The organism is Dyella sp. OK584 (genome assembly GCF_057787755.1).
In genome coordinates, this window is record NZ_CM173542.1 from 1,676,800 (window position 1) to 1,702,585 (window position 25,786).

General features: G+C 64.4%; 23 protein-coding genes. 11 read left to right on the top strand and 12 right to left on the bottom strand.

Annotated elements, in window-relative coordinates:
* The first annotated feature begins 165 nt into the window (after positions 1-165).
* On the top strand, positions 166-3,267 hold the full coding sequence (locus AC3CBN_RS07445; protein ID WP_488636176.1) for an error-prone DNA polymerase: 3,102 nt from the start codon (positions 166-168) through the stop codon (positions 3,265-3,267).
* Positions 3,268-3,274: 7 nt separating this feature from the next.
* Here the strand turns inward: AC3CBN_RS07445 and AC3CBN_RS07450 are convergent, their stop codons facing one another.
* The 3 genes from AC3CBN_RS07450 to AC3CBN_RS07460 all read right to left on the bottom strand — a co-directional run bounded on the left by AC3CBN_RS07450 (position 3,275) and on the right by AC3CBN_RS07460 (position 5,169).
* Entirely contained in the window at positions 3,275-3,685 is a 411-nt protein-coding gene (locus tag AC3CBN_RS07450) for a hypothetical protein (protein WP_488636177.1), read from the bottom strand.
* 129 nt (positions 3,686-3,814) lie between these two features.
* Positions 3,815-4,273, bottom strand: a complete 459-nt coding sequence (locus AC3CBN_RS07455) for an Mpo1 family 2-hydroxy fatty acid dioxygenase (protein ID WP_488636178.1) — start codon at positions 4,271-4,273, stop codon at positions 3,815-3,817.
* On the bottom strand, positions 4,273-5,169 hold the full coding sequence (locus AC3CBN_RS07460; protein WP_488636179.1) for a phosphoribosylaminoimidazolesuccinocarboxamide synthase: 897 nt from the start codon (positions 5,167-5,169) through the stop codon (positions 4,273-4,275). The genes AC3CBN_RS07455 and AC3CBN_RS07460 overlap by 1 nt, the downstream gene beginning before the upstream one ends.
* Before the next feature lie 265 nt (positions 5,170-5,434).
* On the opposite strand from AC3CBN_RS07460, the gene AC3CBN_RS07465 reads away from it, so the two are divergent.
* The 3 genes from AC3CBN_RS07465 to rpe all read left to right on the top strand — a co-directional run bounded on the left by AC3CBN_RS07465 (position 5,435) and on the right by rpe (position 7,316).
* Positions 5,435-5,728, top strand: coding sequence for a c-type cytochrome (locus AC3CBN_RS07465; protein ID WP_488636680.1), 294 nt, complete (start codon positions 5,435-5,437; stop codon positions 5,726-5,728).
* Complete coding sequence (djlA, locus tag AC3CBN_RS07470) at positions 5,725-6,537, top strand: co-chaperone DjlA (RefSeq protein ID WP_488636180.1); 813 nt, start codon at positions 5,725-5,727, stop codon at positions 6,535-6,537. Before AC3CBN_RS07465 ends, djlA begins: the two co-directional genes overlap by 4 nt.
* A 98-nt stretch (positions 6,538-6,635) precedes the next feature.
* Entirely contained in the window at positions 6,636-7,316 is a 681-nt protein-coding gene (gene rpe, locus AC3CBN_RS07475; RefSeq protein WP_488636181.1) for a ribulose-phosphate 3-epimerase, read from the top strand.
* A 228-nt stretch (positions 7,317-7,544) separates the two neighbouring features.
* Here rpe and AC3CBN_RS07480 read toward each other — a convergent pair whose 3' ends face one another.
* Positions 7,545-7,676 carry a hypothetical protein gene (locus tag AC3CBN_RS07480; RefSeq protein WP_488636182.1) on the bottom strand — a complete coding sequence of 44 codons (132 nt, stop codon included), beginning with the start codon at positions 7,674-7,676 and terminating at the stop codon, positions 7,545-7,547.
* Positions 7,677-8,132: 456 nt separating this feature from the next.
* Here AC3CBN_RS07480 and pdsR point away from each other — a divergent pair, with 456 nt between their 5' ends.
* The 3 genes from pdsR to AC3CBN_RS07495 are packed head-to-tail and all read left to right on the top strand — an operon-like array spanning position 8,133 to position 11,453.
* Positions 8,133-8,822 (top strand): proteobacterial dedicated sortase system response regulator, encoded by a 690-nt coding sequence (gene pdsR / locus AC3CBN_RS07485; RefSeq protein ID WP_488636183.1) that lies wholly within the window; start codon positions 8,133-8,135, stop codon positions 8,820-8,822.
* Positions 8,822-9,415 carry a hypothetical protein gene (locus AC3CBN_RS07490; RefSeq protein ID WP_488636184.1) on the top strand — a complete coding sequence of 198 codons (594 nt, stop codon included), beginning with the start codon at positions 8,822-8,824 and terminating at the stop codon, positions 9,413-9,415. The genes pdsR and AC3CBN_RS07490 overlap by 1 nt, the downstream gene beginning before the upstream one ends.
* A gap of 25 nt (positions 9,416-9,440) precedes the next feature.
* Positions 9,441-11,453, top strand: a complete 2,013-nt coding sequence (locus tag AC3CBN_RS07495) for an ATP-binding protein (protein ID WP_488636185.1) — start codon at positions 9,441-9,443, stop codon at positions 11,451-11,453.
* Between the two features lie 26 nt (positions 11,454-11,479).
* On the opposite strand, the gene AC3CBN_RS07500 is transcribed toward AC3CBN_RS07495, so the two are convergent.
* Positions 11,480-12,700: a hypothetical protein gene (locus tag AC3CBN_RS07500; RefSeq protein ID WP_488636186.1), complete on the bottom strand. Its 1,221-nt coding sequence runs from the start codon at positions 12,698-12,700 to the stop codon at positions 11,480-11,482.
* A 335-nt stretch (positions 12,701-13,035) separates the two neighbouring features.
* On the opposite strand from AC3CBN_RS07500, the gene trpE reads away from it, so the two are divergent.
* Positions 13,036-14,511 carry an anthranilate synthase component I gene (gene trpE / locus AC3CBN_RS07505; protein ID WP_488636187.1) on the top strand — a complete coding sequence of 492 codons (1,476 nt, stop codon included), beginning with the start codon at positions 13,036-13,038 and terminating at the stop codon, positions 14,509-14,511.
* A 2-nt stretch (positions 14,512-14,513) separates the two neighbouring features.
* Positions 14,514-15,218 carry a hypothetical protein gene (locus AC3CBN_RS07510; protein WP_488636188.1) on the top strand — a complete coding sequence of 235 codons (705 nt, stop codon included), beginning with the start codon at positions 14,514-14,516 and terminating at the stop codon, positions 15,216-15,218.
* A gap of 85 nt (positions 15,219-15,303) precedes the next feature.
* Here the strand turns inward: AC3CBN_RS07510 and AC3CBN_RS07515 are convergent, their stop codons facing one another.
* From AC3CBN_RS07515 to AC3CBN_RS07545, 7 genes are all read right to left on the bottom strand, one after another.
* Positions 15,304-16,377, bottom strand: coding sequence for a serine hydrolase domain-containing protein (locus AC3CBN_RS07515; RefSeq protein WP_488636681.1), 1,074 nt, complete (start codon positions 16,375-16,377; stop codon positions 15,304-15,306).
* 13 nt (positions 16,378-16,390) lie between these two features.
* Positions 16,391-17,077, bottom strand: coding sequence for a M15 family metallopeptidase (locus AC3CBN_RS07520; protein WP_488636682.1), 687 nt, complete (start codon positions 17,075-17,077; stop codon positions 16,391-16,393).
* Positions 17,078-17,102: 25 nt separating this feature from the next.
* Entirely contained in the window at positions 17,103-18,596 is a 1,494-nt protein-coding gene (locus AC3CBN_RS07525; protein WP_488636189.1) for a serine hydrolase, read from the bottom strand.
* 61 nt (positions 18,597-18,657) lie between these two features.
* On the bottom strand, positions 18,658-19,878 hold the full coding sequence (locus tag AC3CBN_RS07530) for a dipeptidase (protein WP_488636190.1): 1,221 nt from the start codon (positions 19,876-19,878) through the stop codon (positions 18,658-18,660).
* The gene (gene lysA, locus AC3CBN_RS07535) at positions 19,875-21,152 is read right to left on the bottom strand and encodes a diaminopimelate decarboxylase (RefSeq protein WP_488636191.1); all 1,278 of its coding nucleotides are present in this window, start codon (positions 21,150-21,152) and stop codon (positions 19,875-19,877) included. Before lysA ends, AC3CBN_RS07530 begins: the two co-directional genes overlap by 4 nt.
* A gap of 75 nt (positions 21,153-21,227) precedes the next feature.
* Positions 21,228-21,518: a hypothetical protein gene (locus AC3CBN_RS07540; RefSeq protein WP_488636192.1), complete on the bottom strand. Its 291-nt coding sequence runs from the start codon at positions 21,516-21,518 to the stop codon at positions 21,228-21,230.
* A 42-nt stretch (positions 21,519-21,560) separates the two neighbouring features.
* Complete coding sequence (locus tag AC3CBN_RS07545) at positions 21,561-23,072, bottom strand: transglutaminase-like domain-containing protein (RefSeq protein WP_488636193.1); 1,512 nt, start codon at positions 23,070-23,072, stop codon at positions 21,561-21,563.
* A gap of 145 nt (positions 23,073-23,217) precedes the next feature.
* Here AC3CBN_RS07545 and AC3CBN_RS07550 point away from each other — a divergent pair, with 145 nt between their 5' ends.
* Together AC3CBN_RS07550 and AC3CBN_RS07555 are read left to right on the top strand one after the other, a co-directional pair.
* On the top strand, positions 23,218-24,369 hold the full coding sequence (locus tag AC3CBN_RS07550; RefSeq protein ID WP_488636194.1) for a DUF819 family protein: 1,152 nt from the start codon (positions 23,218-23,220) through the stop codon (positions 24,367-24,369).
* Between the two features lie 9 nt (positions 24,370-24,378).
* Complete coding sequence (locus AC3CBN_RS07555) at positions 24,379-25,785, top strand: C40 family peptidase (RefSeq protein ID WP_488636195.1); 1,407 nt, start codon at positions 24,379-24,381, stop codon at positions 25,783-25,785.
* The last annotated feature ends 1 nt before the right edge of the window (position 25,786 follow it).

The window sequence follows — 25,786 nt, forward strand, 5'->3', positions numbered from 1 at the left end:
CGGGCCGAAGGGATGCGGACAGACAGGGCTGGCCCCAACGTATGAAATTTCAAATGACGGGGTGATGCCTGGAAGGCCCGCAGGCTGCGTCGCGCGGCTTGCCAAGACGGCCGGTCTTCCCTGCGCCGTGCGGCGCAGCCTGCGGGCCTTCCAGGCATCATGACGATGGCGATGCTTGATCAGCGTTGCCTTGCCTATGCCGAACTGCATTGCCTGTCGAACTTCTCGTTCCAGCGTGGCGCATCGAGCGCGCGCGAACTGTTCGATCGTGCCAAGGCTTGTGGCTACGGCGCGCTGGCCATTACCGACGAGTGTTCGCTGGCGGGCATCGTGCGCGCCCACGAGGCTGCGCGCGATACGGAACTCAAGCTGATCGTCGGCGCCGAGTTCCAGTTGCTGGATGGACCCAAGTTCGTCCTGTTGTGCGAGACGTTGGACGGCTATACGGCATTGTGCGCGTTGATTACTCGCGGCCGCCGCGCGGCGGAGAAGGGTGATTACCGTCTCGTGCGCGGGGATCTCGCTGGCGGCCTGGCTGGCACGCTCGCCTTATGGCTGCCGGGCGCGCAGCCGGATCGCGAGCATGGCGAATGGTTGCGTTCCCTGTTCGGCGATCGCCTCTGGCTGGCCGTCGAGCTGCATTGTGGCCCGGACGATGCGCGGCGCCTGCAGACACTCGAAACGATGGCGGCCTCGCTGGATATCCGTGTCGTGGCCACGGGCGACGTGCACATGCATGTGCGTCGCCGGCGCGCCTTGCAGGATGTGCTCACGGCGATTCGCCACCGGCAGACGGTGGAAGAGGCCGGTGCCGTGCTTTTCCGCAACGGTGAGCGGCATCTCCGCACACGCGATGCGCTCGCGGCAATCTATCCATCGCACCTGATGGAAGAAAGCGCGCGCATCGCCGAGCGCTGTCAATTTCGCCTCACGGAACTGCGCTATCGCTATCCGGCCGAATTGGTGCCGGAAGGGCATACGCCCGCCAGCTGGCTGCGCCAGCTCACGGAAGAGGGCGTCCGCTGGCGTTGGCCCGAAGGGCCGCTCCCCAAAGTACGCGAGCAGATCGAGAACGAGCTGGCATTGATCGCCGAGCTCGAATATGAATTCTATTTCCTCACGGTGTGGGACATCGTGCGTTACGCACGTGGCCAGCACATTCTTTGCCAAGGGCGCGGTTCGGCGGCCAACTCTGTCGTGTGCTTTGTGCTCGGCGTCACCGAGGTAGATCCGGCGCACTTCAACCTGGTGACCGAGCGCTTCATCTCACGCGAGCGCAAGGAGCCGCCGGACATCGATATCGACTTCGAGCACGAGCGGCGCGAAGAAGTCATCCAGTACATCTACCGCAAGTATGGCCGCGATCGTGCCGCGCTGGCGGCCACGGTGATCAGTTATCGCGGCAAGAGCGCGGTACGTGATGTTGCACGTTCCCTGGGCTTGCCGACGGACCAGATCGATCAGCTGGCCAAGATCTTTGCCTGGTGGGATGGCGAGGACGCGTTGTTCGAACGGCTGCGTGAACGCGGTTTCGATCCGCAAAGCGCCGTCCTGCAGCGCGTGCTGAGACTCACCGCAGAGTTGCTGGATTTTCCTCGTCACTTGTCGCAACACGTGGGCGGCTTCGTCATCTCCGACCAGCCGCTGTCGCAACTGGTGCCGGTGGAGAATGCCGCGATGCCCGATCGCACCATCATCCAGTGGGACAAGGACGATCTGGATGCGCTTGGCCTGCTCAAGGTGGACTGCCTTGCGCTTGGCATGCTCACCTGCGTGCGCAAATGCCTCGATCTGCTGCGCGCGCATCGCGGAAGGGATTTCACGATGGCGACGATTCCACCCGAAGATGCCGAGACCTACGCCATGATCCAGCGTGCCGATACCATCGGCGTGTTTCAGATCGAAAGCCGCGCGCAGATGGCGATGCTGCCGCGGCTGAAGCCGGCGAATTTCTACGACCTGGTGATCGAGGTGGCGATTGTGCGACCCGGCCCGATCCAGGGCGACATGGTGCATCCGTACCTGCGACGTCGGCGCGGTGAGGAGCCTGTCGACTATCCGTCGGACGAGCTGAAGGAAGTCTTCGAGCGCACGCTCGGTGTGCCATTGTTCCAGGAACAGGTGATGAAGCTGGCCATCGTGGCGGCGGGCTACTCACCGGGCGAAGCCGACCAGTTGCGTCGCTCGATGGCCGCGTGGAAGCGGCATGGCGGCATGGAGAAACACCGCGAACGAATCACCGAAGGCATGCTGGCGCGTGGCTACACCGCCGAGTTCGCCGCGCGCCTGTTCGAGCAGATCAAGGGCTTCGGTTCGTACGGCTTTCCGGAAAGCCACGCCGCGAGTTTTGCCGGCATCGTCTATGCCAGCTGCTGGTTGAAATGCCATGAGCCGGCCGCATTCACCTGCGCGTTGCTCAACGCGCAGCCGATGGGTTTCTACGAGCCCAGCCAGATCGTGCAGGACGTGCAACGCCATGGCGTCAAGGTGCGGCCGGTGGATGTGCGCTACAGCGAGTGGGACAACACGCTGGAAGCTGACCCGGCATCATCGATTCATTCGCCGGCGATTCGGCTGGGGTTGCGCCAGGTGCGCGGTTTTCGCCAGGACGTGGCACACCGGTTGTCCGCTGCGCGTGCGCGACACGCTTTCGAGGACATGGCCGATCTGTGCGCGCGCGCCGGCCTCGACAAGCACCATCAGGAAGCCTTGGCCGAAGCGGATGCGCTACGCGGGCTGGCCGGCCATCGGCATCGCGCACGCTGGGCCATGGCTGGCATCGAGCCGCAGCTGCCGTTGTTCGGCCATGCCAGCCCGGAAGAACCGGAGATCGTGTTGCCACCGCCATCGCAAGCCGAAAACACGCTGGCCGATTACGCGCGCGTTGGCTTGAGTCTCGGGCCGCATCCGGTGCAACAGATTCGTGCGCGTTTGCGCGCGGCGCGCTGCACGGATTCGCGCGCACTGCGCCATCAGCCCAATGCCACGCGCGTGCGTGCCGCCGGCCTGGTGACGCAGCGCCAGCGCCCGCAGACCGCGAGCGGCGTCACCTTCATTACATTGGAAGACGAGTACGGCCCCATCAATGTGGTCGTCTGGAGCCAGGTTGCCGAACGCCAGCGGCGGATATTTCTGGAAGCGCGCCTGCTTGGCGTCGATGGGCAGTGGGAACAGGTCGATGGCGTCAGCCATTTGATCGCGCATCGGCTGATGGACATGAGCGATTTGCTTGGATCGCTCGACAGCCGCTCACGCGATTTCCACTAGCGCCGGCTCAACTCGCCAGATTGGTCGCCACGCCAAAGCCCACCGCCATGACCGCAGCCACTGCCATGCATGCGCTGGTAGGACGGATGCGACGCGCATCGATGCGCGGAATAAGCCGCCACAACACGAAAACGCCAACCACCATGTCGACCACCAGTGCGCCGCGAAACAGCATCGAACCGAGCAACGGTGCGTAGGGCGGCTTGGTATGACCTTCGTGCATGGCTACGCCGACGACGATCAGCATGCCGATCAGGTTCCACACCAGGCAGGCGAGATAGGTGCGGTTGAACACCACCGGGCAACGCTCGATCCAGCGCAGCACCGTCCACGCGATGATGGCGAAGAACAGCGCGCCGATACTGCTGTAAAGCACCCACCAAAGCAGGGTGCTGATCAAGGTAAGCAGGATGGTCATGCGAATTCCGAGAGTGGCTGCATCATGACTGTCATTCCGGCGAAAGCCGGAATCCAGTGCCTTGTTTGGACCGTTGCGCAGGCGCTGGATGCCAGCTTGCGCTGACATGACGGATGGAAGTAAGGGGACTTAAACGCCAACGCGGCGCAGCAACTTGTCCATCAGCCACGCCGGCCCGACCAGCAGGTAGGCAAGGTCGGTGAGGAAGCTGGGGCGTCGCCCTTCGATGGCATGGCCGATGAATTGCCCGATCCAGGCCACCACGAACACGCCAAGCGCCGTCAGCCGCAGTGTGGACGGCCCGAGCTGGCGATACGCGAACTCGGTCAGCACGCACAGCAGCGCCAGTGCCACAAAAAGTGCGGCGCCGAGCCGACGCGAGTGCTTCCAGTACCACGCGAACACCAGTACCAGCGCAGCCACGGACCAGAAGCCGGGTCGGCCAATCATCGGCGGCACCGGAATGGTCCACATCAGCGCGATTGCGCACCACAGGATCAATGGCACGCAAATCCAGTGCAGCGCGCGATTGGTCGGATGCTGGTGATCGGCGCTGTAGCTCTCCAGCCAGTCTTCGATAGCGCGCATCAGTCGAGCGCAATGCCGGCAAGACGCTGCAGCGCCTCGGCGTACTTGGCCGACGTACCAGCGATGACGTTGGCAGGCACGTGCGGACCCGGCGCCTTCTTGTTCCAGTCCTGCGTTTCCAGGTAATCGCGCACGAACTGCTTGTCGTAGCTCGGCGGGCTGATGCCGACCTGGTACGAATCGGCCGGCCAGAAGCGCGAGGAGTCGGGCGTGAGCATCTCGTCCATCACGTAGAGCTTGCCGTCCTCGTCGGTGCCGAATTCAAACTTGGTGTCAGCGATGATGATGCCGCGTTCGGCCGCATACGCGGCTGCCCACTTGTAGATGGACAGCGTGGCCTCGCGCACCTGCTCGGCGAGGTCGGCGCCCACGGCAGCCACTACGGCGTCGAAGCTCACGTTCTCGTCGTGGTCGCCCACGGCGGCCTTGGTCGATGGGGTGAAGATCGGTTCGGGCAGCTGCTGCGCCTGCTGCAGGCCGGCGGGCAGCTTGATGTCGCACAGCGAGCCGGTGGCCTGGTAGTCCTTCCAGCCGGAGCCAATGATGTAGCCGCGCGCAATCGCCTCCACCGGCACCGGTTTCAGGCGGCGAGTGACCACGGCGCGCTTCTCGTAGAGCTTGAGGTCGGTGCCGGCAGGCAGCGCATCGCTCAGCGGCGTTTGCAGCAAGTGGTTAGGCACCAGGTGCTCGGTCTTGCCAAACCAGAAGTTGGAGATCTGCGTGAGCATCTCACCCTTGCCCGGGATCGGATCGGGCAGCACCACATCGAACGCGGAGAGGCGATCGCTGGCCACGATCAGCAGGCGATTCCCCGGCAGCGCGTAAACGTCGCGCACCTTGCCGCGATGGATCAGCTCCAGTCCGGGCAGGTTCGATTGCAGCAGGGTGGTTGGCACGTTCGTACGCTCCTGGCTGGCCGCCTGGCTGGCCAGGACGGGAAAACGGTGAGGCGGCCCGTACCGGGGCCGGCGATCAAGCCAGTGATTGTAACGGGTGGCGCCTGTGCGGGACGTGTCGCGCTGCCTCGCCCGCATTCGGCCAGCGCATCGGTGGCTGCTAGAATCGGCGCTTTTTGAGCCCGGGTCTTTCGACATGGTCCAACCGCCCCTCATGGATGTCGCGCCTCGCCCGCGCAATACGGTGGGGGCGTGTGGCCTCGTCATGGCGCTGTTGATCGCTGGCGTGCCCGCCTTCGCTGCCACGCCGCCCAAGCCGGCCCGCCTCGGACTGTGTGCGGCCTGCCACGGCGAAACCGGCATGGCGCAGATTCCCGGCGCGCCCAACCTGGCCGGACAGAAGCTCGATTACCTGCGCGAAGCGTTGAAGCAATACCGCGATGGCCGCCGCAACGCACCGCTGATGCGCGCCGCCATCGGCCCGGTCAGCGACGCCGACCTCGACGAACTGGCACGCTGGTACAGCGCGCAAACGCCGCAACCCCAAGGCACCCCATGACTTTTACCTGGACCCTCTGGCTCGCCCTGTTCGGACTGATCTTCGGTCACGGCTTGCCTGGCGCCGTGGTTGGCGGCATCACCGGTTTCATCATCGACAGCCTGCGCCAGGGCCAGCGGCGGCGCGCCACGCCCCAGGCCGGTGGCTATATCAGCCCGCTGTTTGAGTTGCTCGGTGCGGTGGCCAAGTCGGACGGCCGCGTGTCGGAAGCCGAGATCGCCGTGGCCGAACGTGTGATGCAGCGGATGGGCCTGGAGCACGAGCAGCGCAAACAGGCCATCACCGCGTTCAACGCGGGCAAGCAACCGGAATTCAACGTCACGCCGGCCATCGAAGAACTGCGTCGCTGGGTGGGCCTGCGTCGCGATCATGCGTTCCCCGTGCTGGACGTGGTGATCGAGACCGTACTGGCCGAAGGCAATCCACCGCCGGAGAAGATGGCCATCCTGCGCCAGCTCGCGTTCGCGCTGCGCGTGAGCGACATGGAGCTGATGGCACTGATGGCGATGAAGGGCTATGCCTGGAATGCCACGGGCAGCTCGCGCGGCTACGGTTCGTATGGCAACGGCAACGGCGGATACGTGCCGCCGCAGCGCAGTACGCAAGGGCCTGACCCATACACCGTGCTCGGCATCTCGCGCAGCGCGGACGACCGGGCGGTGAAACGCGCCTATCGCAAGCTGATTTCCGAACATCATCCCGATCGCCTGGGCGACCTGCCCGAGGCGATGCGCAAGCAGGCCGAGTCCCGCGCCAGCGAAATCAACGCTGCGTACGAGCGAGTCAAGGCCGAACGCGGCTTCAAATAAACTCAGCGTCGACCTGTAGGAGCGCACCCTGTGCGCGACCGCAGCCGGCACCTAACCTCAGGTCGCGCACAGGGTGCGCTCCTACAGGAATGACCGAAATGAGCAAGCAAGCCAACGTCATCGCTCCCTCCATCCTCTCCGCCGATTTCGCCCGGCTGGGCGAGGACACCGCCAAGGCGATGGCCGCCGGCGCGGACTGGGTGCATTACGACGTGATGGACAACCACTACGTGCCCAACCTGACCATGGGACCGATGGTGCTCAAGGCGCTGCGCGACTACGGCATCACCGCGCCAATCGACGTGCATCTGATGGTCAAGCCCGTGGATCGTATCGTGCCGGACTTCGCCAAGGCCGGCGCCAGCCTGATCAGCTTTCACCCGGAGGCAAGCGAACACGTCGACCGCACCATCGGCCTGATCAAGGATTCGGGCTGCCAGGCTGGCCTGGTGTTCAATCCGGCCACGCCGCTGAGCTGGCTGGATTACGTGATGGACAAGCTCGACCTGATCCTGCTGATGTCGGTCAACCCGGGCTTTGGCGGGCAGAAATTCATCCCGTCCGCGCTGGACAAGCTGCGCGAGGTGCGCCGTCGCATCGACGAGAGCGGCCGGGCCATTCGGCTGGAGATCGATGGCGGGGTCACGGCGGCCAATATCGGCGAGATCGCAGCGGCGGGCGCGGATACCTTCGTGGCTGGTTCGGCCATCTTCAACGCGCCGGACTACAAGGCTGTGATCGAAGCGATGCGCCAGAACCTGGCGTCGGCTGGCGCCTGAGGCCCATAAAGAAATCCCGGCGCAGCGAGCGCCGGGACAAGTTTCGTCGGAACGACGTGTGAGGAGACCACACAGTGAGCCGCGGATCCACGGCAAGAATCCGCGATCACCGTAAGGTCTGACCGGGCGCATTCCATTTGGTTCCCCAAAGCGCAAATTTGTTCAGCCTTGCAAAAAATCCCCGCCAGAGGCGGGGAAGGAACGTGCCAGGGGGTTGGACGAGTTGCTTTAAAGCGGTTGCCAGTCCGGGTCCGGTTCATCGGCCCCGGCGACCGGTGCGCATCCGTGCGCACCAGCCGCCTCCATGCCTTCCACGGCAGGTGACAGGAAAGGATCGTTCAGTTCGATATCGCCGTTCATGATTGGCCTCCTCAATGCAGGCTCATGACCAGACCGAGCAGGAGCGCGCCCACTGCCAGCACCACGCGCAGCGGTTCGAAGTCGCGCAATTCGGCATTGGGATCGACGGGCGGCTGGCCGGTGGGACGCATGGTTCAAGCTCCTGCGAAGACGGTTCCATTCGGCCACCCGCTGGGGCATGCACGGGGACCCGAAAATGGCAGGACGCGGGCAAGATCGGCCATCGCGCGGGCAGCATTGGTCTCAGCGTTGTGCGAGATTTTGCGTTTCGCCTGAAGCGCCCCAGAAAGTCGTCCACCTCGGCATGGACGATCGGCAGAGCCTGTCGCGTCGTCGCACACGCCCTATGGCGGCTTGCCGACGGTAAATGGCGAAACGCGGGCATCGCTCTCAGCTGGCTTGCGCGCCGGGGTCGCACGCCTCACGCTGCGCGCCATTGCCACGCCGGAGTAAACCATGGGCCGCAGTATCGCCATCGTCGAGGACGAACCGCTGATTCGCGCCAACTATGTCGAGGCGCTGACCCGCTTTGGCTACGAGACGCGCGGCTACGGCTCGCGACAGGAGGCCTCGGGTGCATTCGCGATGCGCTTGCCCGAGCTGGTCATCATCGACATCGGCCTGGGTGACGATCCGGAGGGTGGCTTTGACCTGTGCCGTGAGTTGCGCGCCAAGTCGGCCACGCTGCCGATCATCTTCCTCACGGCGCGTGATTCGGACTTCGACGTGATCTCCGGCCTGCGCCTGGGCGCTGACGATTACCTCAGCAAGGACACCAGCCTGCATCAGCTGGCTGCGCGCATCGCGGCACTGTTCCGCCGTATCGAATCGTTGAAGGTGCCCGCCAGCAGCGAAACGGTGATCGAGCACGGCCCGCTCAAGCTCGAATCCGAACGCATGCGCATCACCTGGAAGGGCGAGGAGATTCCGCTCACCGTCACCGAGTTTTGGATGGTGCACACGCTGGTGCGCTTCCCCGGTCACGTGAAGAACCGCGACCAGCTGATGCGCGAAGCCGAACTGGTGGTGGATGACGCCACCATCACTTCGCACATCAAGCGCATCCGCAAGAAGTTCATTGCCGTGGCGCCGGAGTTCGACGCCATCGAAACGGTGCACGGCGTGGGCTATCGATGGAAGCCGTGATGAAGCGTTCGTGTTGGATGTTTGTGTTGTTGCTGTTTTCCTTCGCGGTACAGGCCGCCGGTGCGGCCAATGACAAGGAGGTGCTGGTCTACGGCAAGACCGATCGCGACATACCGGGTTGGGTCATTCATACCGAATTGCCCGATGGCTGGACGCAGGATTGCTGCGTCTATGCACAAGCCATAGGCGTCAACGAGGTGTTGTACAAGGGCGAGTGGACCGGTGAGCCGGATCGCGTGATGGTGCTCAACGTATGGCCGTCCAAGCTGTCCTCGCTGGAAGCCGAGGTGCAGGACGATCGCCACCACTACCTGGATCGCGATCCGAGCGGCAAAGCAGGCGTCTTCGCGCTCGCCAACAAGGTTTTGGCTTGTCGTGGCGTGTTGTACGAAGGCTCCGACCACAAGGATGACGTGGTCGTGTTCTGCGATCCGGGCCTGGCTGCCGGTATCCGCTTCAGCTGGTCGATGGCGCTCGCGCATGACGACAAGCAGAAGGATGAACTGCTGGCGCTGTTCCGGCAGGTGGTGGAGCAGTCGCGTTACATGGTGAATCACTCCGTGCCACCGGCTGCCGCGAAAACGCAGCATTGAGCTGCGTTTTCGGTATCGTCCTGGCATGACCCTGCGCCGCAAACTGCTGCTCGTCGCCCTGTGCACACTGGCCCTGCCGGTGGCCGGCTGGTTGTACGTGCGCCAGATGGAAACCCTGCTGCGCGAAGGTCAGGCGCAGGCACTCACCGCCTCGGCGCGTGCAATGGCGCGCAGCCTGGTGGTCACTGATGCGCCGCTGCCGCCGAGCGGTCCGGCCTGGTACGTGCAGCAGGCCGCCAACCCCATCACCATCGATGGTTACGCTGACGATTGGGCGCCGCTCACGCCGTGGAGCCAGCCGCTGAACAAGCGCGGCAAGCTGCTGTTGGCCGAGGACGCCGACTGGCTCTACCTCTATGCCGACGTGCGCAGTACGCAGCGCACGCGCGCCGATGCGGGGGATCCCAATGCGCTCATGGCTGATCATCTGGTGCTTAGCCTAGGCAAGGGCGATCTGACGCGCCGCTACCTGCTGGCCAGTGCCGCTCCCGGGCCAGCGGCGGCACGGGCGCTCGATCCGCCGGCTGACGGCTTGCCCGCGTTGATCAATGCGCAATGGCAGGAGGACGGCAGCGGCTATCGCGTGGAGCTGCGCTTGCCGCGCAGCCTGGGGCTGGATTCGCTGGGGCTGTCGATCTATGACGCGAGCGCTGGCGGTGATCCGCAGGCGGTGCAGGGACGCCCGCTGGAGACCTATTCGCCGGCGCTCTCCCAGGAGCTGGGACAGCTCGCGCTTGACGGTGTGCAGGCCCGCGTACTGGCGCCGCAGGGTTGGTTGTTGGCGCAGACAGGGCATCTCGCGACGCCGACTACCGCGCCAGGCGACCAGCCCGGCTGGTTCGCTGCGCTGGTCTATCGCTCTCTGCTGGCCGATCAGGTGGGAGATGCCGAGCCGTGGATGGAAGACGCTCCACGTCTGGATGTGGCCGAGGTGCGCACGGCGAGTGAAGGCAAACCGACCACGCTGTGGCGCCAGGGCGAGGCGCGCGGCAGCGTGGTGCTGGCGGCGGCCGTGCCGATCGAACGCGACGGACAGGTACGTGGCGTGCTGTTGCTGGAGCAGGCCAGTCGTGCCGTACCGCTGCTGGCCAACCGCGCGCTGCTTGGCCTGCTGCTTACCAGCTTCGGCGTACTGCTGGTGGCCGGTGCGATCCTTCTGGTGTTTGCCACACGCTTGAGCTTGCGTCTGGGGCGGTTGCGCGATGCGGCCGAGCGCGCGCAGCTGAACGATGGACGTCTGGACGGCCCTTTCCCCATGACCGGTTCCGAGGATGAGATCGGCGATCTCGCCCGCAGCTTTGAGCGGCTGTTCGACGTCGTGGGTGGTTACACCGATTACCTGCGCACGCTGGCGTCCAAGCTTTCGCACGAGTTGAATACGCCGCTGGCCATCGTGAAGTCTTCGCTCGACAACCTCGAGCACACGCTGCAGGCGCAGCAAGCCATGCCGCCCGAAGCACAGCCCTACCTGTCGCGTGCACGTGATGGTGTGGCACGACTGGGTGCGCTGGTGCGTGCCATGAGCGAAGCGAGTCGCATGGAACGCGCCATCGCCGCAGCCGAGCCCGAAGACGTCGATCTTGTGGAAGTCGTGCGTGGTTGTAGCGATGCCTATCGTCCGCTTGCGGGCACGCGCCAATTCCAGACCGTGCTGCCCGCTGAGCCGCTGCACCTGCACTGCGCACCGGAGCTGATTGCGCAGGCGCTGGACAAGCTGTTCGACAACGCGTTGTCGTTCACGCCCGATGGCGGTTGGATGCGCCTGAGCTTGCGTCTGGTAAATGATGGTGCCGAGATCGAACTTGCCAACCAGGGCCAGCTACTACCGGCGGCCATGCAGGGCCGCTTGTTCGATTCACTGGTGAGCCTGCGCGACAAGGCGACGCCCGGCGATGCACCACATCTGGGTCTGGGGCTCTATGTGGTGCGACTGGTGGCCGAGCGCCACGGTGGCGTAGCCATGGCCCGCAATCTCGAGGACGGCAGCGGTGTGGCGTTCACGCTGCAATTGCACGGCATGCCGCGACAGCGGCTGTAGCTGCCGCTGCTGCAACGGCAATAACGCTACTTCACCTCGCCCAACGTCCAGCCGCCGCCGCCCGGCAACACCGCGATTTGCCGCACGGTAGTGGCCGCGCAGTCACCCGGCTTGTCCGTGCACTGCGCGAGCGTGACGCGCAGGTGCTGGTCGTCAGTGAGGTCGAAGTCGGTCAGTCGTGTGTTGGCGAGAAGGGCAGCGGTTTCCAGCGCCGTGCCGATGAACACGCCGTGGTGGAATACGTAGAGCTGCAATGCGCTGGGCTGGCACCTGTCATCCACCGACACGGCGGCTTCCGCGACATACGTGTCCCCCTTGCGCTGCGCGCGACCGGTGAGGATGCGCTGGCCGGTGAGCAGGAAACGGTCCTCGTCATTCTTCGGCACGGGCGACTGGACTGTGCATTGCGTGGGCGACGACGCCGTGGGCGCTGCCTGCGTGCCCGGAGACATGGGCTGCAGCGGGCGCGGCACGTAGGGCTGCGCTACCGGCGTTGGCGCGGGGCGCTGCATCCACAGGAAAAACGCAGTGGCGCTCAACAACAGCGCGACCACCGCATACGCGCGTCCACGCAGAAGCGGGCGGCGATACAGATAAAGCAGCGAGCCCAGGGCGAGCAGCACGGCGATGGGTGAAAGCGGGCGCCACAACAAACACAGGACGCCAAGTAGCGCCGCCGCGATGGCCAGCGTGGATATCGGTGGCTTCGAAGGGGTTGCCCCGACAGGCGACATCGGGGGAAGCGGCGGCGGTTCGCCGTGTCCAAGATCATGGACATCAAAGGGCGGCGGCGTCTCATGCGGCCCGGTCGAAATGGCTGACTCGATGTCCTCGGGCGCCTCGTCGGTTTCGGGCAGCGACGCGGGAACGATGGTGTCCGGCACAGGCTGCCAGGCGAACCACGTCTGGCCGCCGTCGTGACACCACTGGTCGCCCGGCTGTGCGTAGCGGGCCAGGGTGTCCTCGGGAATCGGTCCGCGAACCTGGTCCTGGCGACGTAGCCATATCAGGCGGTCGCTATCGGGCAGAACGTCGGCTTCCACTCCCATGCCTCGCAGCTGCGCCATCTGGGCCTCGGCGGTGGCGGCATCCAGACCGCGACGGATGATCAGGGGCGCACGCTCGAACACGCGCTCGCGGAAGCCCCCCATCTCCATGCCGAACGCGGCAGCCAGGCGCGCGTGGACGGTGGAAGGGTCCTGCCCGTCAAGCAGGCGGCCGGAAAGTACCAGGCAACGGTGGTCCATACCCTTCGAATCCCCTGCGGATGCCGCGTCGGCGGCTACAGGGCAAGGGTAGGCGTGCAGCGCCGGGTGGACAAGCCGTACGTGGATTTCGGTTCGTCGGCCGACTATGCCTACAATGCCCGCCCCAGGAAGGCTCGGCATGAGCCGTTTTCCCGGCCCACACCGGGAACCAGCGACTTGAACGAAGGCGCGGACACTGGATGGCTCGCTACGCTGGCCCTACGGGCTCGCACCACGGGTCGTTCTGCGGCTGTGCCCTTGTCGGGCCATCGCCGGAATGACGGCCCGGGCAGCGCTTTCCGCTATCGACGTTTGGCCATCCGGACTTTCCCCACGTGATCTCCCGAGACGAATTCGACGCACTGGCTGCGCAGGGCCATACCCGCATCCCGTTGGTGCGCGAGGTGTTTTCCGACCTCGACACGCCGCTGTCGGTGTACCTGAAGCTGGCCGACGGCCCGTACACCTTCCTGTTCGAATCGGTCGAGGGCGGCGCCACCTGGGGACGCTATTCGATCATCGGCCTGCCGGCGAAGCGCGTGTACCGGCTGCGCGGTCACGAGCTGGAAGTGGAGGACGCCGGTGAGGTGACCGAGCGTCGCCACGTGGAAGATCCGCTTGGCGAGATCGAAACCCTACGCCAGCAGTACGACGTACCGCGCCTGCCGCAGTTGCCTGCCTTCAGCGGCGGCCTGGTCGGTTACTTCGGCTTCGAGACCATCGGCTACATCGAGCCGCGCCTGGCGCAGTGGGATCGCCCCGACGAGCTGGGCACGCCCGACGTGCTGCTGATGCTCGCCGAGGAAGTGGCCGTATTCGATAACCTCAAGGGTCGCCTGTACCTGATCGTCCATGCCGATCCGTCGAAACCGCACGCCTATGCCGAGGCGCAGCGTCGCCTTGATGCGCTGGTCTATCGACTGCGCCAGAGCGGCGTGTCGTATCCGCAACTCAACCAGTCCACCGCGCTGGACGAAAGTGACTTCAAGTCCTCCTTCACCAAGGAGGAGTTCGAGGCGATGGTGGAGCGCGCCAAGGAATACATTCGCGCCGGCGACATCTTCCAGGTGGTGCCATCGCAGCGCCTCAGCGTGGGTTTCAACGCACGACCGGTCGATGTGTATCGCGCCTTGCGCGCGCTCAATCCTTCGCCATACATGTACTTCGTCGATCTCGGCAATACGCAGATCGTCGGCTCTTCGCCGGAGATCCTCGCACGCCTGAAGGACGGCAAGGTGGTCGTACGCCCGCTGGCCGGCACGCGCAAGCGCGGCGCCACCGAGGAAGAAGACCAGGCACTGGAAGCCGAGCTGCTGGCCGATCCGAAAGAACGCGCCGAGCACGTGATGCTGATCGACCTCGGCCGCAACGACATTGGCCGTATCAGCGAGACGGGCAGCGTGGAAGTGAGCGAGTCCTTCGCGGTCGAGCGCTATTCGCACGTGATGCACATCGTGTCGCAGGTGCAGGGCAGGGTGCGCCCTGATGTGGGTTACATGGACGTGCTCAAGGCAACGTTTCCCGCCGGCACGCTCAGCGGTGCGCCGAAGATCCGTGCACTGGAAATCATCCAGGAGCTGGAACCGTACAAGCGCAACATCTACGCCGGCGCCATCGGCTGGATTGGCTGGTGGGGCGATGCGGATACTGCCATCGCCATCCGCACCGCGGTGATTCAGGATGGACGTCTACACGTCCAGGCTGGCGCCGGCATCGTCTACGACTCCGATCCCGCGTCCGAGTGGGAAGAGACCATGAGCAAGGGCCGCGCGCTGTTTCGCGCTGTGGCGCAAGCGGCCAAGGGGCTTTGAGCATGAGAAAGGTGCGTGGCGGTGCGGTGTTGTCGTGTGCACTTGGCCTGAGTGGTGGACTGCTGCTGTCGCCCGTATCCGCACGCTCGCCGGACACGGCGCCCGTGTGGCGCGACGATGCTGCCTCGCGGGTAGAAGTGCTGGCGCTGCTGCAATCGCTCAACGCCGACCTGCTTAGTCACCCCAGCGCCACGTTGACGCTGGAGCGCTGGTGCGGCGCGCACCATCTGGCTCCGGAAGCGAAGGTTATCGCCGAACGCGTGCAGGGCGAGGACAAACCGCTGCCCGAGGGCGCGCGTGCACAACTCGGCATCGGTGCGGACGAACCCGTGCGCTATCGGCGCGTGCAACTGGCTTGCGGTGGGCATGTGCTGTCCGAAGCGGACAACTGGTACGTGCCTTCGCGGCTTACTGCTGCGATGAACCATGAGCTCGACAGCACCGACATGCCGTTCGGCAAGGTCGTGCAGCCGCTGCATTTCCGACGCCAGACGCTCTCGGCCGAACTGTTGTGGTCGCCGTTGCCGCAAGGTTGGGAGAACGGTGCGCCGTTGCCCGTCGCCACCGGCAAGCTGGCGATTCCGCACCACGTGCTGCAGCATCGCGCGGTGTTGTTCGATCAGGACAACCGCCCCTTTAGCCTCGTCGTAGAGAGCTACACGGCAGATGTATTGGCGTTTCCCCAGCCTGCATTGGGTGGGCGTTGAGGTACACCGGGTCGCACACAGGGTGTGCTCCTGCAGAAACTTCGTTGGCGCACTCCTGTAGGAGCGCACCCTGTGCGCGACAGACTCACGTTCCATTCCCCAGATACTTCTGCCCGATCGCCAGCGCCGTGCGATAGGGCTCCGGGTCGTTGCGATTGCTGAGCAATACCACCGTGAGGCGCTGTTTCGGCCAGCGGATGATGACGTTGCGAAAGCCCATGCTTTCGCCCGAATGCCACAGCACATCGCCGTGGACACGCCAGCCGGAGCCGTAGCTGTCCACGTCCGCTTCGTCGCTCACCTTGTTCTGTGGGCTGAAGGCGAGTTTGCGCGAGGCATCGGAAAGTAGGCGACGGTCGTACAGCGCCGCGTCCCATTTCGCCAGATCGTCGATGGACGAATAGATGCCGCCGTCGCCGCGCGTGGCGCTGGTGGGGCTCTGGTCGGTGCGAATCCAGTGACTGTTCTCTTCGCTGTAGCCGTAGGCGCGATTCGATACCTCAGGGCCGCCACGTTGATACAGCAGGGTGTGGGCCATGCCCAGCGGCTGGAAGATGTTCTTCGAGAGGAAGTCAGGTAGCGTCTGGCCCGATGCACGCTCCACGATCAAGCCAAGCAGCACATACCCGCCGTTGCTGTAGCGATACGACGTGCCCGGCGCGAAATAGCTGCGCGGTTCGGTGGCCAGCATGTGCAGCACGTCCGCATCGCTGATCTGTTCGGTCGCGTCCGCTGGCATGAGGTCTTCGTAGTCGATCAGGCCGCCGCCGTGGCTGAGAAGTTGGCGAATGGTGATCTGCTCATGCGCCGCGGGAAGTTCCGGCAACCAATGGCGGACATGGTCGTCGAGGCCAAGCTTGCCGCGTTCGGCCAGCAGCAGGATGGCCGCGGCGGTGAATTGCTTGCTCATTGAGGCGAGGCGGTAGTTGGTGGCCGGCGTGGCCTTCTCGCGGGTTTCCAGGTTGGCCATGCCGTAGCCGCGACGCATCACGGCCTTGCCGTCCTTGATCACCAGCAGCGATGCACCAGGGGCATCGCCCTGGTAAGGCTTCATCATCTCGTCGATATCAGCGGCAGCGGGTGCGGCGGCGTGGACGTCGACTGTGCAAAGCAGGATGAGCAGCAAGGCAAGCACGCGCATCGGGACAGACCTTGTCAGAAGTGAAGGGCGATCACTGCACCGGTACGTCATAGATAGTGCCGGGCGTGGGTTCGGGCGACAGCGTGTAGTGCCACCACTCCATCGGATAGTTGCGAAAGCCCTCATGCTCCATGGCCGCACTTAGCAGCGCGCGATTGGCATGCTGCGCAGCTGTGGCTTGTGGCGATTCGGTGTTGGCCCGCGTGCTGAAGACATCGAAATCGGTGCCCATGTCCAGCGGCGCGCAGTGCGCATCGCGGGCATCGCATTGCAGCAGCGTCAGGTCTGTCGTGGCGCCGCGGCTATGGCCCGATACCGGCGCGATGTAGTCGCCGAGCAGGGCACGCTTGTCCAGATCGGGATAGTGCGCGGCCTTGGTGCGCTGGTCGGACAGGTCGCCAGCCCAGCGCACGAAATGCGCCACCGCACGGGCAGGGCGATAGCAGTCGAACAGCTGCAGTCGACGATGCTGCTTGCGCAGATCGCGTTCGACACGTGCCAAAGCTTCGGCAGCCGGCCTGAGCAGGAAACATTTCGGCGCGAGATAACCATCCACAGGTGTACCGACGAAGTTGTCGCTGCCGGCGTACTTGATGTCTTCGGTGATGTCGGGCACCAGCTGGCGGATATCCACCAGCCCTGCTTGTTCGGCGGTCCTGGCGGGCGACAGCGTCGGCGTGCTATCCGCCGTGGCGTTTGTGCCCAACAAAAGGACGATAAGGAAACATGCGGGACGAAGGACGCTAGTCACAGCCGTGCTCCCGACGGAAAGCGAGATCTTCGAAGTCGTTACTGAAGTCAGCGGCCGGATCGACTTTGCTCATGTGCATCGACTCGCCGGGGTGCGCGGGAAAGTCCATCCATGCATCAACCTCGCCCTTGTCCCAGTGCACCAGGTAGCGATCGCCTGCGCGCATCACCGTACCCACAAGGCGCGGAGACTTGGTGGCGGTGAAACGGACCGCGCCATCGCGAGGGCACACCGTGATGGCGCCGAACCATGGGTCGCGCCACCGGCCCAGTTGGGCGGCCAAGTCCTTGGCCGTGGCCGGCTCTGACACAGGTTGGGGTGCCTTGTGTTCGGGTGCCGATGCCGAGGCGGCAAGCTGGTCGGCATACCAGTTCACGTCGTGCGTATCGTTGGGTGCCGTGAAATGCTTGGTCAGCGTTTCGATGAGCACCGTGCGCGCATCCTCGGCCTCGCTGTTGATCAGCACCACGAAGCCGGACTGTCGGTTCGGCAACAAGACCATTGCCGAGTACATGCCCGACAACGTACCCGTGTGCGACACGGTGAACTGGCCATCAGCATCGGCGAGGCGCCAGCCGTAGCCATACGCGTAAAAGCGCGTGCCGTCCCAGCTGAGACGACGCGGAGAGATCGGCATGGGCGTGTAGGGCGTCCACAGGATCTGCCGTTGCGCAGGGGTTAGCCAGGCGAGCTGCGCAGGTGTGGGTGCCAGCCAGTTGCGTGCCCAGGTGAGCATGTCATCGAGGCTGCAGCGCACACCACCTGCGGCGGCGGAGGTGATGTCCGGCACGATCGCATCGTCGGCGTTGACGACCACGTTGTGCTCGCCTTCGCGCCCATGCGGTTGCGCGACGTTGCCCACGGTGTCGCGATTCCAGCGACCGATCTGGCAGCGAGCGAGGCCGAGCGGTTCGAACACTTCGCGTCGCAGCAGTGCGCCGTAGCTGTCGTGTCCCGCTGCAGCGGCGACTTCGCCGGCTATTACATAGAGCAGGTTGTCGTAGGCGTAACCGGCGCGGAAGCTGTAAGCGGGCTTGAGGTAAGCCAACCCGTTGAGAATGTCCTTGCGCGTGAACGCATTCGGTTCCGGCCACAGCATCAGGTCGCCGGCGCCTTCGCGCAGGCCACTGCGATGGGTGAGCAGATCGCCCACCTGCATGTGTTCGGTGACCCAGGGATCGCTCATGCGGAACGTGGGCAGGTACTTTCGTACCGGATCGTCCCAGTGCAGTTTGCCCTCCTGCACGAGACGGGCGAGCAGGGCGCTGGTCATCGCCTTGCTGTTGGAGGCGATCTTGAACAGCGTGTCGGTGTCGACCTTCTCGCCCGAGCCGGCCACGCGCTCGCCCACCGTCCGCGTGTAGACGATCCTGCCGTGATCGATCACGCCCACGGCGAGGCCGGCCGGGTGATAGCGCGCCATCGTCGCATCGACGATGGCGTCGAGGCTCGCGTCCTGCGTCGCCGCCATGGCGGACGAGGCCATGGCGAGACTCAGCAGCGCAGCGGCGATCCTTGACGCAGATCGACGCCGCGCGCCGGTCGGCTCAATGCTTCGCATGGCCAGCCGTGGCGCGCTGTTCCACCTCGCCCCACACGCGCAACAGATTGCCGCCCCAGATCTTGGCGATATCCTGGTCGCTGAAGCCGGCGCGCTGCAATGCAGCGGTAAGATTGGGTGTCTGCGTGGCGTCGTTCCAGCCAGCGACACCGCCACCACCGTCGAAATCGGAGGCGACGCCCACGTGATCGATGCCGGCGACTTCGACGATGTGCTTGATGTGCGCGACGTAGTCATCCACGGTCGGCGGCGGCAAGGCCGCATCGATGCGCTTCATGCCCTCGATGTAGGCAGGCAGGTATTCGTGCTTCTCGCTGTCGAATTCCTTGTCACCAGCCTGCTTGGCTACCTGGGCCTGCAGCGCCTTTTGCGCAAGCTCGCGGGCCGGATCGAGCCGGATGAAGTCCTGCACCGCGACCACCTGGATCACGCCACCCTTGGCGGCGATGGCGCGCAGCAGATCATCGGAAAGATTGCGCGGATGATTGTCGAGCGCGCGCGCCGAAGAGTGCGAAGCGATGACGGGAGAGGTGGACAGGGCCAGCACCTCGCGCACGCAGGCGTCGGATGAATGCGAGACGTCGACCATGATGCCCAGCTGGTTGGCGCGCTTGACGACGCTGCGCCCGAAATCGGTGATGCTGTACTCGGGCAGCGGCGTATCGCCGAGGCTCGCTTCCGGCGTCGAACTGGTGCAAAGGTCGTTGTTGCCCATGTGCGCGAGGCCCACGTAGCGCGCGCCGCGCTGGTAGGCGACATCGAGGTTCTTGATGTCGTGACCCAGCGAGTAGCCGTTCTCGACACCGATCATTGCCGACAACCTGCCCGCCGCCTTGTTGGCGCGCACCTGCGCCGGCGAGGTGGCAAGGCGGATGCGGTCGGGGTAGGTGTGCACCATCAGGTCGATGTCGTCGTACTTCTGTTTGGCCTGTGCCATCGCGTGCGCATAGCCTTCGGGCGTCAGCGGGCCCTGCTCCACATAGACAATGAAGAATGCGGAGTCCAGACCGCCGCGCTTCATCTTGTCCAGATCCACCTTCAGCTGCGTTGGCTTGCCCACGTCGAAGCGTGGTTCACGCATATAGGCGAGAGGAATATCCACGTGCGTGTCGAGTGTGATCGGCGGATCTTGCTGCGCCGCCGTCGCGTTACCGCCCAGTGCGAGTGTCAAAGCGATCGCGCTGCCGAGGATGTTCAAGCCCTTCATGCTGTCTCCCAGTGTCGGGCCGGCTGTTCGCCGGCGATCATGTCTTCGAAGCTCTGCCGTTGCCGCACCACGGCGTAGCGACCGCGATCCAGCAGCACTTCAGCGGCGAGCGGTCGCGAGTTATAGGTGGACGACATGGAGGCGCCATACGCGCCCGTGGTGCGAATCATCAGCAAATCGCCGGCCGCGCATTCGGGCAGCGCACGCGAACGGGCGAAGGTATCGCCGGTCTCGCAGACGGGGCCTACGATGTCGTACTCGGTCATCGCTCGTGTCTCCCCATGCACGGGCACGATGTCATGCCAGGCATCGTACAGACTCGGCCGCTGCAAGTCGTTCATCGCTGCATCGAGCACAAGGAACTTGCGCTGCTCACCGTGCTTGACGCGAATGACGCGTGTGAGCAGTACGCCGGCCTCGGCCACCAGATAGCGGCCCGGCTCCAATAACAGGCGGCCCTTGAAGCCTTCCAGCGCGGTGCGAACCACGGCTATGTAGGCCGCTGCGTCCACGGGATGGTCGTGGCCTTCGCGATAGCACACGCCCAGCCCGCCGCCGACGTCGATGCTGGCGATGGCATGGCCGTCCGCTTCCAGCTCGCGCCAGAACACGGCCACGCGCCTGAGCGCTTCGCGAAACGGATCGAGGCTGAGGATCTGCGAACCGATATGCACATGCAGGCCATCCAGCTGCACATGGCTCAGCGTTGCCTTCTCCGCGAACCAGCGACGGGCCTCGTCAATGCTGACGCCGAACTTGTTTTCGGCCTTGCCGGTGGAGATCTTGGCGTGGGTCTGCGCATCCACGTCGGGGTTGATGCGCACCGCGGCGCGGGCGGTCACGCCCATCGCGGCAGCAACGCGTTGCAATGTCAGCAGCTCGTCGTGGGATTCCACGTTGAAGCGCAGGATGCCGGCGGCCAACGCTTCGGCCATTTCCTGTTCGGTCTTGCCCACACCAGAGAAGACGATGCGCTCAGGCGGTATGCCGGCGCGCAGTGCGCGCCACAATTCGCCCGAAGAAACGATGTCGGCGCCCACGCCCTGCTCGTGCATCAGGCTGAGAATGGCGAGACTGGAGTTGGCCTTGACCGCAAAGCAGACCAGCGCATCCAGGCCATGCAGTGCGCGCTGCAGCGAGGCAATTCGCTCACGGATGGCGCTGGCGGAATAGGCATGGAACGGTGTGGCGATGCGCATGGCGAGCGACGCAAGGTCGACGCCGTCCAGCGATGTTGCGTGAACCTTGTGTGGTGAGGGAGAGGGATCGTTCATGACGGTGTGATGGTACCGGTCGGCGGAAAAAAGACGGCAGCCCGCACGAGGCGGGCTGCCGATGGGGAGGCCATCTTAGAAATCCATGGACACCGTGAGCTGTGCAAGGCGCGGCTGCTGGAACGTTGTGCTCGTGCTGTCGGAAATGGTGGTCCGCAGATCCTGGTTCACCGCAATGGTTTGCTGCGTGACGGTGCGCGAGAAACCCGTCTGTCCATGGTTGATCGTGACGACGGCGCCCGCATCGGTATGGCCAACCACCGTGTTGTCATTGTTGCCCGCATGCGTGGAAGGCACGGCCATCGAAGCGATGCCCAGGCCAGGCGTCATGCACAGCACGGTCCTGAAAAAATTACGACTGACCATTTCCCCGTCTCTCCTGGTTCCGCCGTCGTTGATGCGAGTCGCTTATCCGCCGGTGCGCTCAGGCGCCTGCAGAATCTGCCAAGTGAAGTCGTAGTCCCACTGATTGAAGTACACGTTGCCGCCACGCCATTCGATCTCGCCGCGTTGCGAGTCCACGGTCTCTGAGCGGAAGTGCTGCTTGGGTGGAGTGAAGGGCTGGCTGAAGTCGCTGTTGAAGGCGATGCGATACGCATCGAGCCCGCCCAGGTAGAACCACTGCAGCGCCGGGTCGTCGCCCTTGTCCGGATGCAACTGGCCGAATGTCACGTCCATCGGAACCCAGCCATAGGGCGCGAGGTAAAGCTGGCCCCAGTCATGAATGTTGTTGTATTTGCCGTCCGAAAAAATCCAGCCCGACTGCCAGCGCGCGGGAATGCCGTTGAGGCGCAGCAGGGTAATCAGCAACATGGTCTGTTGGCCGCAATCGCCATGGCCGGCGTGGAGCGTGTAGTCGCTGAGATTGCTGATGGTGGAATATTCGCGTGCGCCGGCCCATGGAATCTGGTCAACCGCGGCAAACAGCTTCTGCGCGATGCGATAAAGATTCTTCTCTTCGCCGACCACTTTGTGTGAAAACGCGCGCAGGTCGTCGGTGAACACGATGTGCGGCGCGCGCTCCTCCACGAACGGCTTCAGTTCGGGCGTGAGCTTGGGTGCCACCACCTTGTTGGCGTCGATGTCGTGGTATTGCGCGTAGATGGTGAGCTCGTAGGTGACTGTGAACGTGGTGGGCTTGCCGCCTTCGGCCTTCTTCTCCAGATAGGCCGTGCGCTGCAGTGTGGCCGCTGGCGCGACTTTCGCGCCGGACGGCTGGCTGTCCACCAGTTGCACGTGTTCCTGTTGACCTGGCAGTTCGCGCGGAAACGGCAACCAGGCGCGGACCGTCACGCCGGCCGGGACCGCGTCCGCATCGACGGTGACTTTCTCGGTCACGCGAACGTGGTTGGGCGTGACGCTGCTGCGGTGCGTGGCAAGTGCCTCTATGCGTGCGGCACGATGGTGCTCGTTGAGCGTTTCCATCGGATCATCGCTGGAGGGCGACGGCTTGCTGCGTCGCGCCGCGGCTTCCTTGCTCAGCAGGAAGAGGTTGCCGGGAGCACGCTTGAAATAAAGCGTGTGCCCGTCGATCACCATGTGCTCAAGCAGGCCTTGCTGGTCCCAGCGGGCGAACTCGGCATCGGTGAGGTCGGGCACCTGCTTGCGGATGCGGGCCTTGGCCGCGTCAGCATCCAACGTGAAATCAATCAGGATGCGGCGCATGCGCTCGCGCTGAAACAGCAGCGCGTTACGCGTGTCCTCGGACATTTCGGGCTGGGCCAAGGCCTTCGCGATATCAGTTTCGGCCGACTGGAATTGGCCCGCATCGATCAGTGCGATGGCCTGTTGCACGGATGGGGCGGGTGTAGAGAAGTGGGCGGAATCAGCGGCTGCGCTGCCGGCACAGAACAGGCAGGCGAGGGCCAGCACAAGGGGCGTAACCCGACGTGCCCGCAAGGACTTGGGAAGCCTGGCCATCTGCACCTGCACGTCCCCTTGCAAGAAATGGCGACACGGCTGTGTAGCATGCTTGCAATCAGCGGTCAATAATTTATGCTTCGGCCAAACTCTGTCTGAATTAGATATTCCAAGACCGAGCGATCCGGGGAACCTGAGGGGACGCATGATCCACACGGCCTGGCCATATCTCGCTGTCATGTTGCTGGCAGCGGGCCTGTTTCCCGCATTGGAAAGGCGCTTTAAATGGCGTTTTTTCGAAGTGCTGCCGCCGATCGTGCTCACCTACTTGCTGGTCACTGCGCTGGCGGTCACGGGGTTGTGGCAGGTCAACGAAGAAATCCGGGCCACTCAGGGCATGCTGATCGCGCACATGGTGCCGGCGCTGCTGTTCCTGCTGATGATCAATTGCGACCTTCGCGCGATCTTCCGGTTGGGGCCGCGTGTCCTTGCCGTGTTTTTCTCCACCATGGTGTGCCTGTTCATCGCGTTCCTGGTGACCTTCCTGATGTTCCGTTATTGGCTGTCGGGCAATGCCTGGCAACCGCTCGCGGCGCTCTCCGGTAGTTGGGTCGGCGGAACGGCCAACATGGTGGCTGTGAAGCAGGCCATCGGCATGCCGGATCGATTGCTGGCCATGTCGCTGCTCACCGACGCGCTGTGCTATTCCATGTGGGTGGTGGTGCTGTTCGGCCTGGGCCGGTTGGCGCCGGCCTTCAATCGATGGGCGCGTGCGCAATCGAGCGCCGACATGGTGGTGGAGGAAACCCGCAGCCATGGCCCGACGACGCCCGAGAACGTGCTGCTGTGGCTGGGCATCGCGCTGCTGGTCGGGGCCGGCTCGGCGTGGCTTGCGCAACGGCTGCCAACGACGGACATGGTCTCACCCACGACCTGGACCATCATGCTCGCCACTGGCTTCGGCTTGCTGGCGGCGCATACGCCACTGGCGCGTTTCGCCGGCGCCAACACCATTTCCAGTGCCATGCTGATCAGCGTGGTGGCAGTGCTCGCCTCGCAAAGCAATTTCGACGGCATCGGCGCGGCGCCGCTGTATCTCATGTGCGGTGTCTGCATCATCGCCATTCATGCCGGGCTGTTGGCGCTGGCGGCGCGCATGTTCCACTTCGACCTTTATCTGTGCGGTATCTCCTCACTGGCATGCATCGGCGGCGTTGCCGCCACGCCGCTACTTGCTGCGAGCTACTCGCGTTCGCTGGTGCCGGTGGGCATCCTGCTGGCGTTGCTGGGCTACATCCTCGGTACCGCTTTCGGTCTGCTGGTGGCGTCGATCATGTCGTCGCTGGCCATCGCGTAGGAATTGACTATGCAACTCATATCGCGACTTGCGTTCTGTCTAGCCACCGCTCTCGCCGCGGCGCCCGTGCTGGCCGACAAGGGGCAGGATGCCGTGCCGGTGCCGCCCTCGGGCATCATCGGCATCAGCAACAACGCGATGCTCACGCCCGATTTCTGGATCAAGCAGCTTGCGCAGCCCGATCGAGTGCTGCTCGATCCGGCGACGATTGCGGAGCAAAACGCCCGGCTGTTGCGCACTGACCCGTCCATGCATGACCTGAAGTCGTTGCCCGCTTCGCTCACCCGCGAGCAGGTGGACGCATGGATCAAGGACATCTCGCAGTACCCGTCCAAGCCGCTGTACGACGTGGGCGGCAAGCCAGTGGCCGCCACCCTGAAGCAAGACCTCGCCGAGCAGCTTGCGCTGGACCGCGTGCCCGCCCAGCAGGCCACGCGCTATGGGTTGGTGGTGCAGCGTGCGGCATTGCGCAGCTTCCCGACCGATACGCGCGTGTTTACCGCGACGGACGACCACGACATCGACCGTTTCCAGGAGACGGCGGAGTTCCCTGGTACGCCCGTCGTGATCGCGCATGAAAGCCGCGATGGCCGGTGGCTATTCGTGGTGAGCCCGCGCTACGCCGCGTGGACGCGTCGCGAAAACGTCGCGGAGGGTTCGTCGACAGAGGTGTTCGGCTACGCCGGCAAGCAGCCACAGCGCGTGGTGCTGGACGCCAGCGTGACCACCGTATTCACGCCCGAGCAGCCTGCGGTGTCGCAGTTGCAATTGGATATGGGCGTGGCCGTACCCGTGCTGACTGATCTTCCGCCCGACCAGCCGGTGAACGGCCAGTCGCCCTATGCCTCGCACGTGATCCAATTGCCGATGCAGAGCGCGGATGGCAAGCTCGCTTTCTCACCTGCATTGGTGCAACGCATTGCCGACACCAGCGACAGCTACCTGCCGCTGACCGAAACCAACATCATTCGGCAAGGCTTCAAGTTCCTCGGCGAACGCTATGGATGGGGCCACGCGTATGACGGCCGCGACTGCAGCGGCTTCGTCTCGGACGTCTATCGCAGCATGGGCGTGCAGATGCCGCGCAACACCAGCAAGCAGGCGATCAGTCCGGCACTGACGCATCAGGCGTTCACCGAAAAGGACAACCACGATGCTCGCGTGAAGGCTGCGCTGGCGCTGCAGGTGGGTGACCTGGTCTATATCCCAGGTCACGTGATGATGGTGATCGGCAAGCTCAACGGCCAGCCGTACGTCATCCATGACACCGCTGGCGCCAGCTATCTCGACGGCCAGGGCGCGATGCGCCGCGTCAAGCTCAACGAGGTGTCGGTAACGCCGCTGATGCCGTTGATGTGGGACAGCAAGCATACCTACGTCGACCGCATGACCAGCATCGTGCACGCCCACCCGTGAC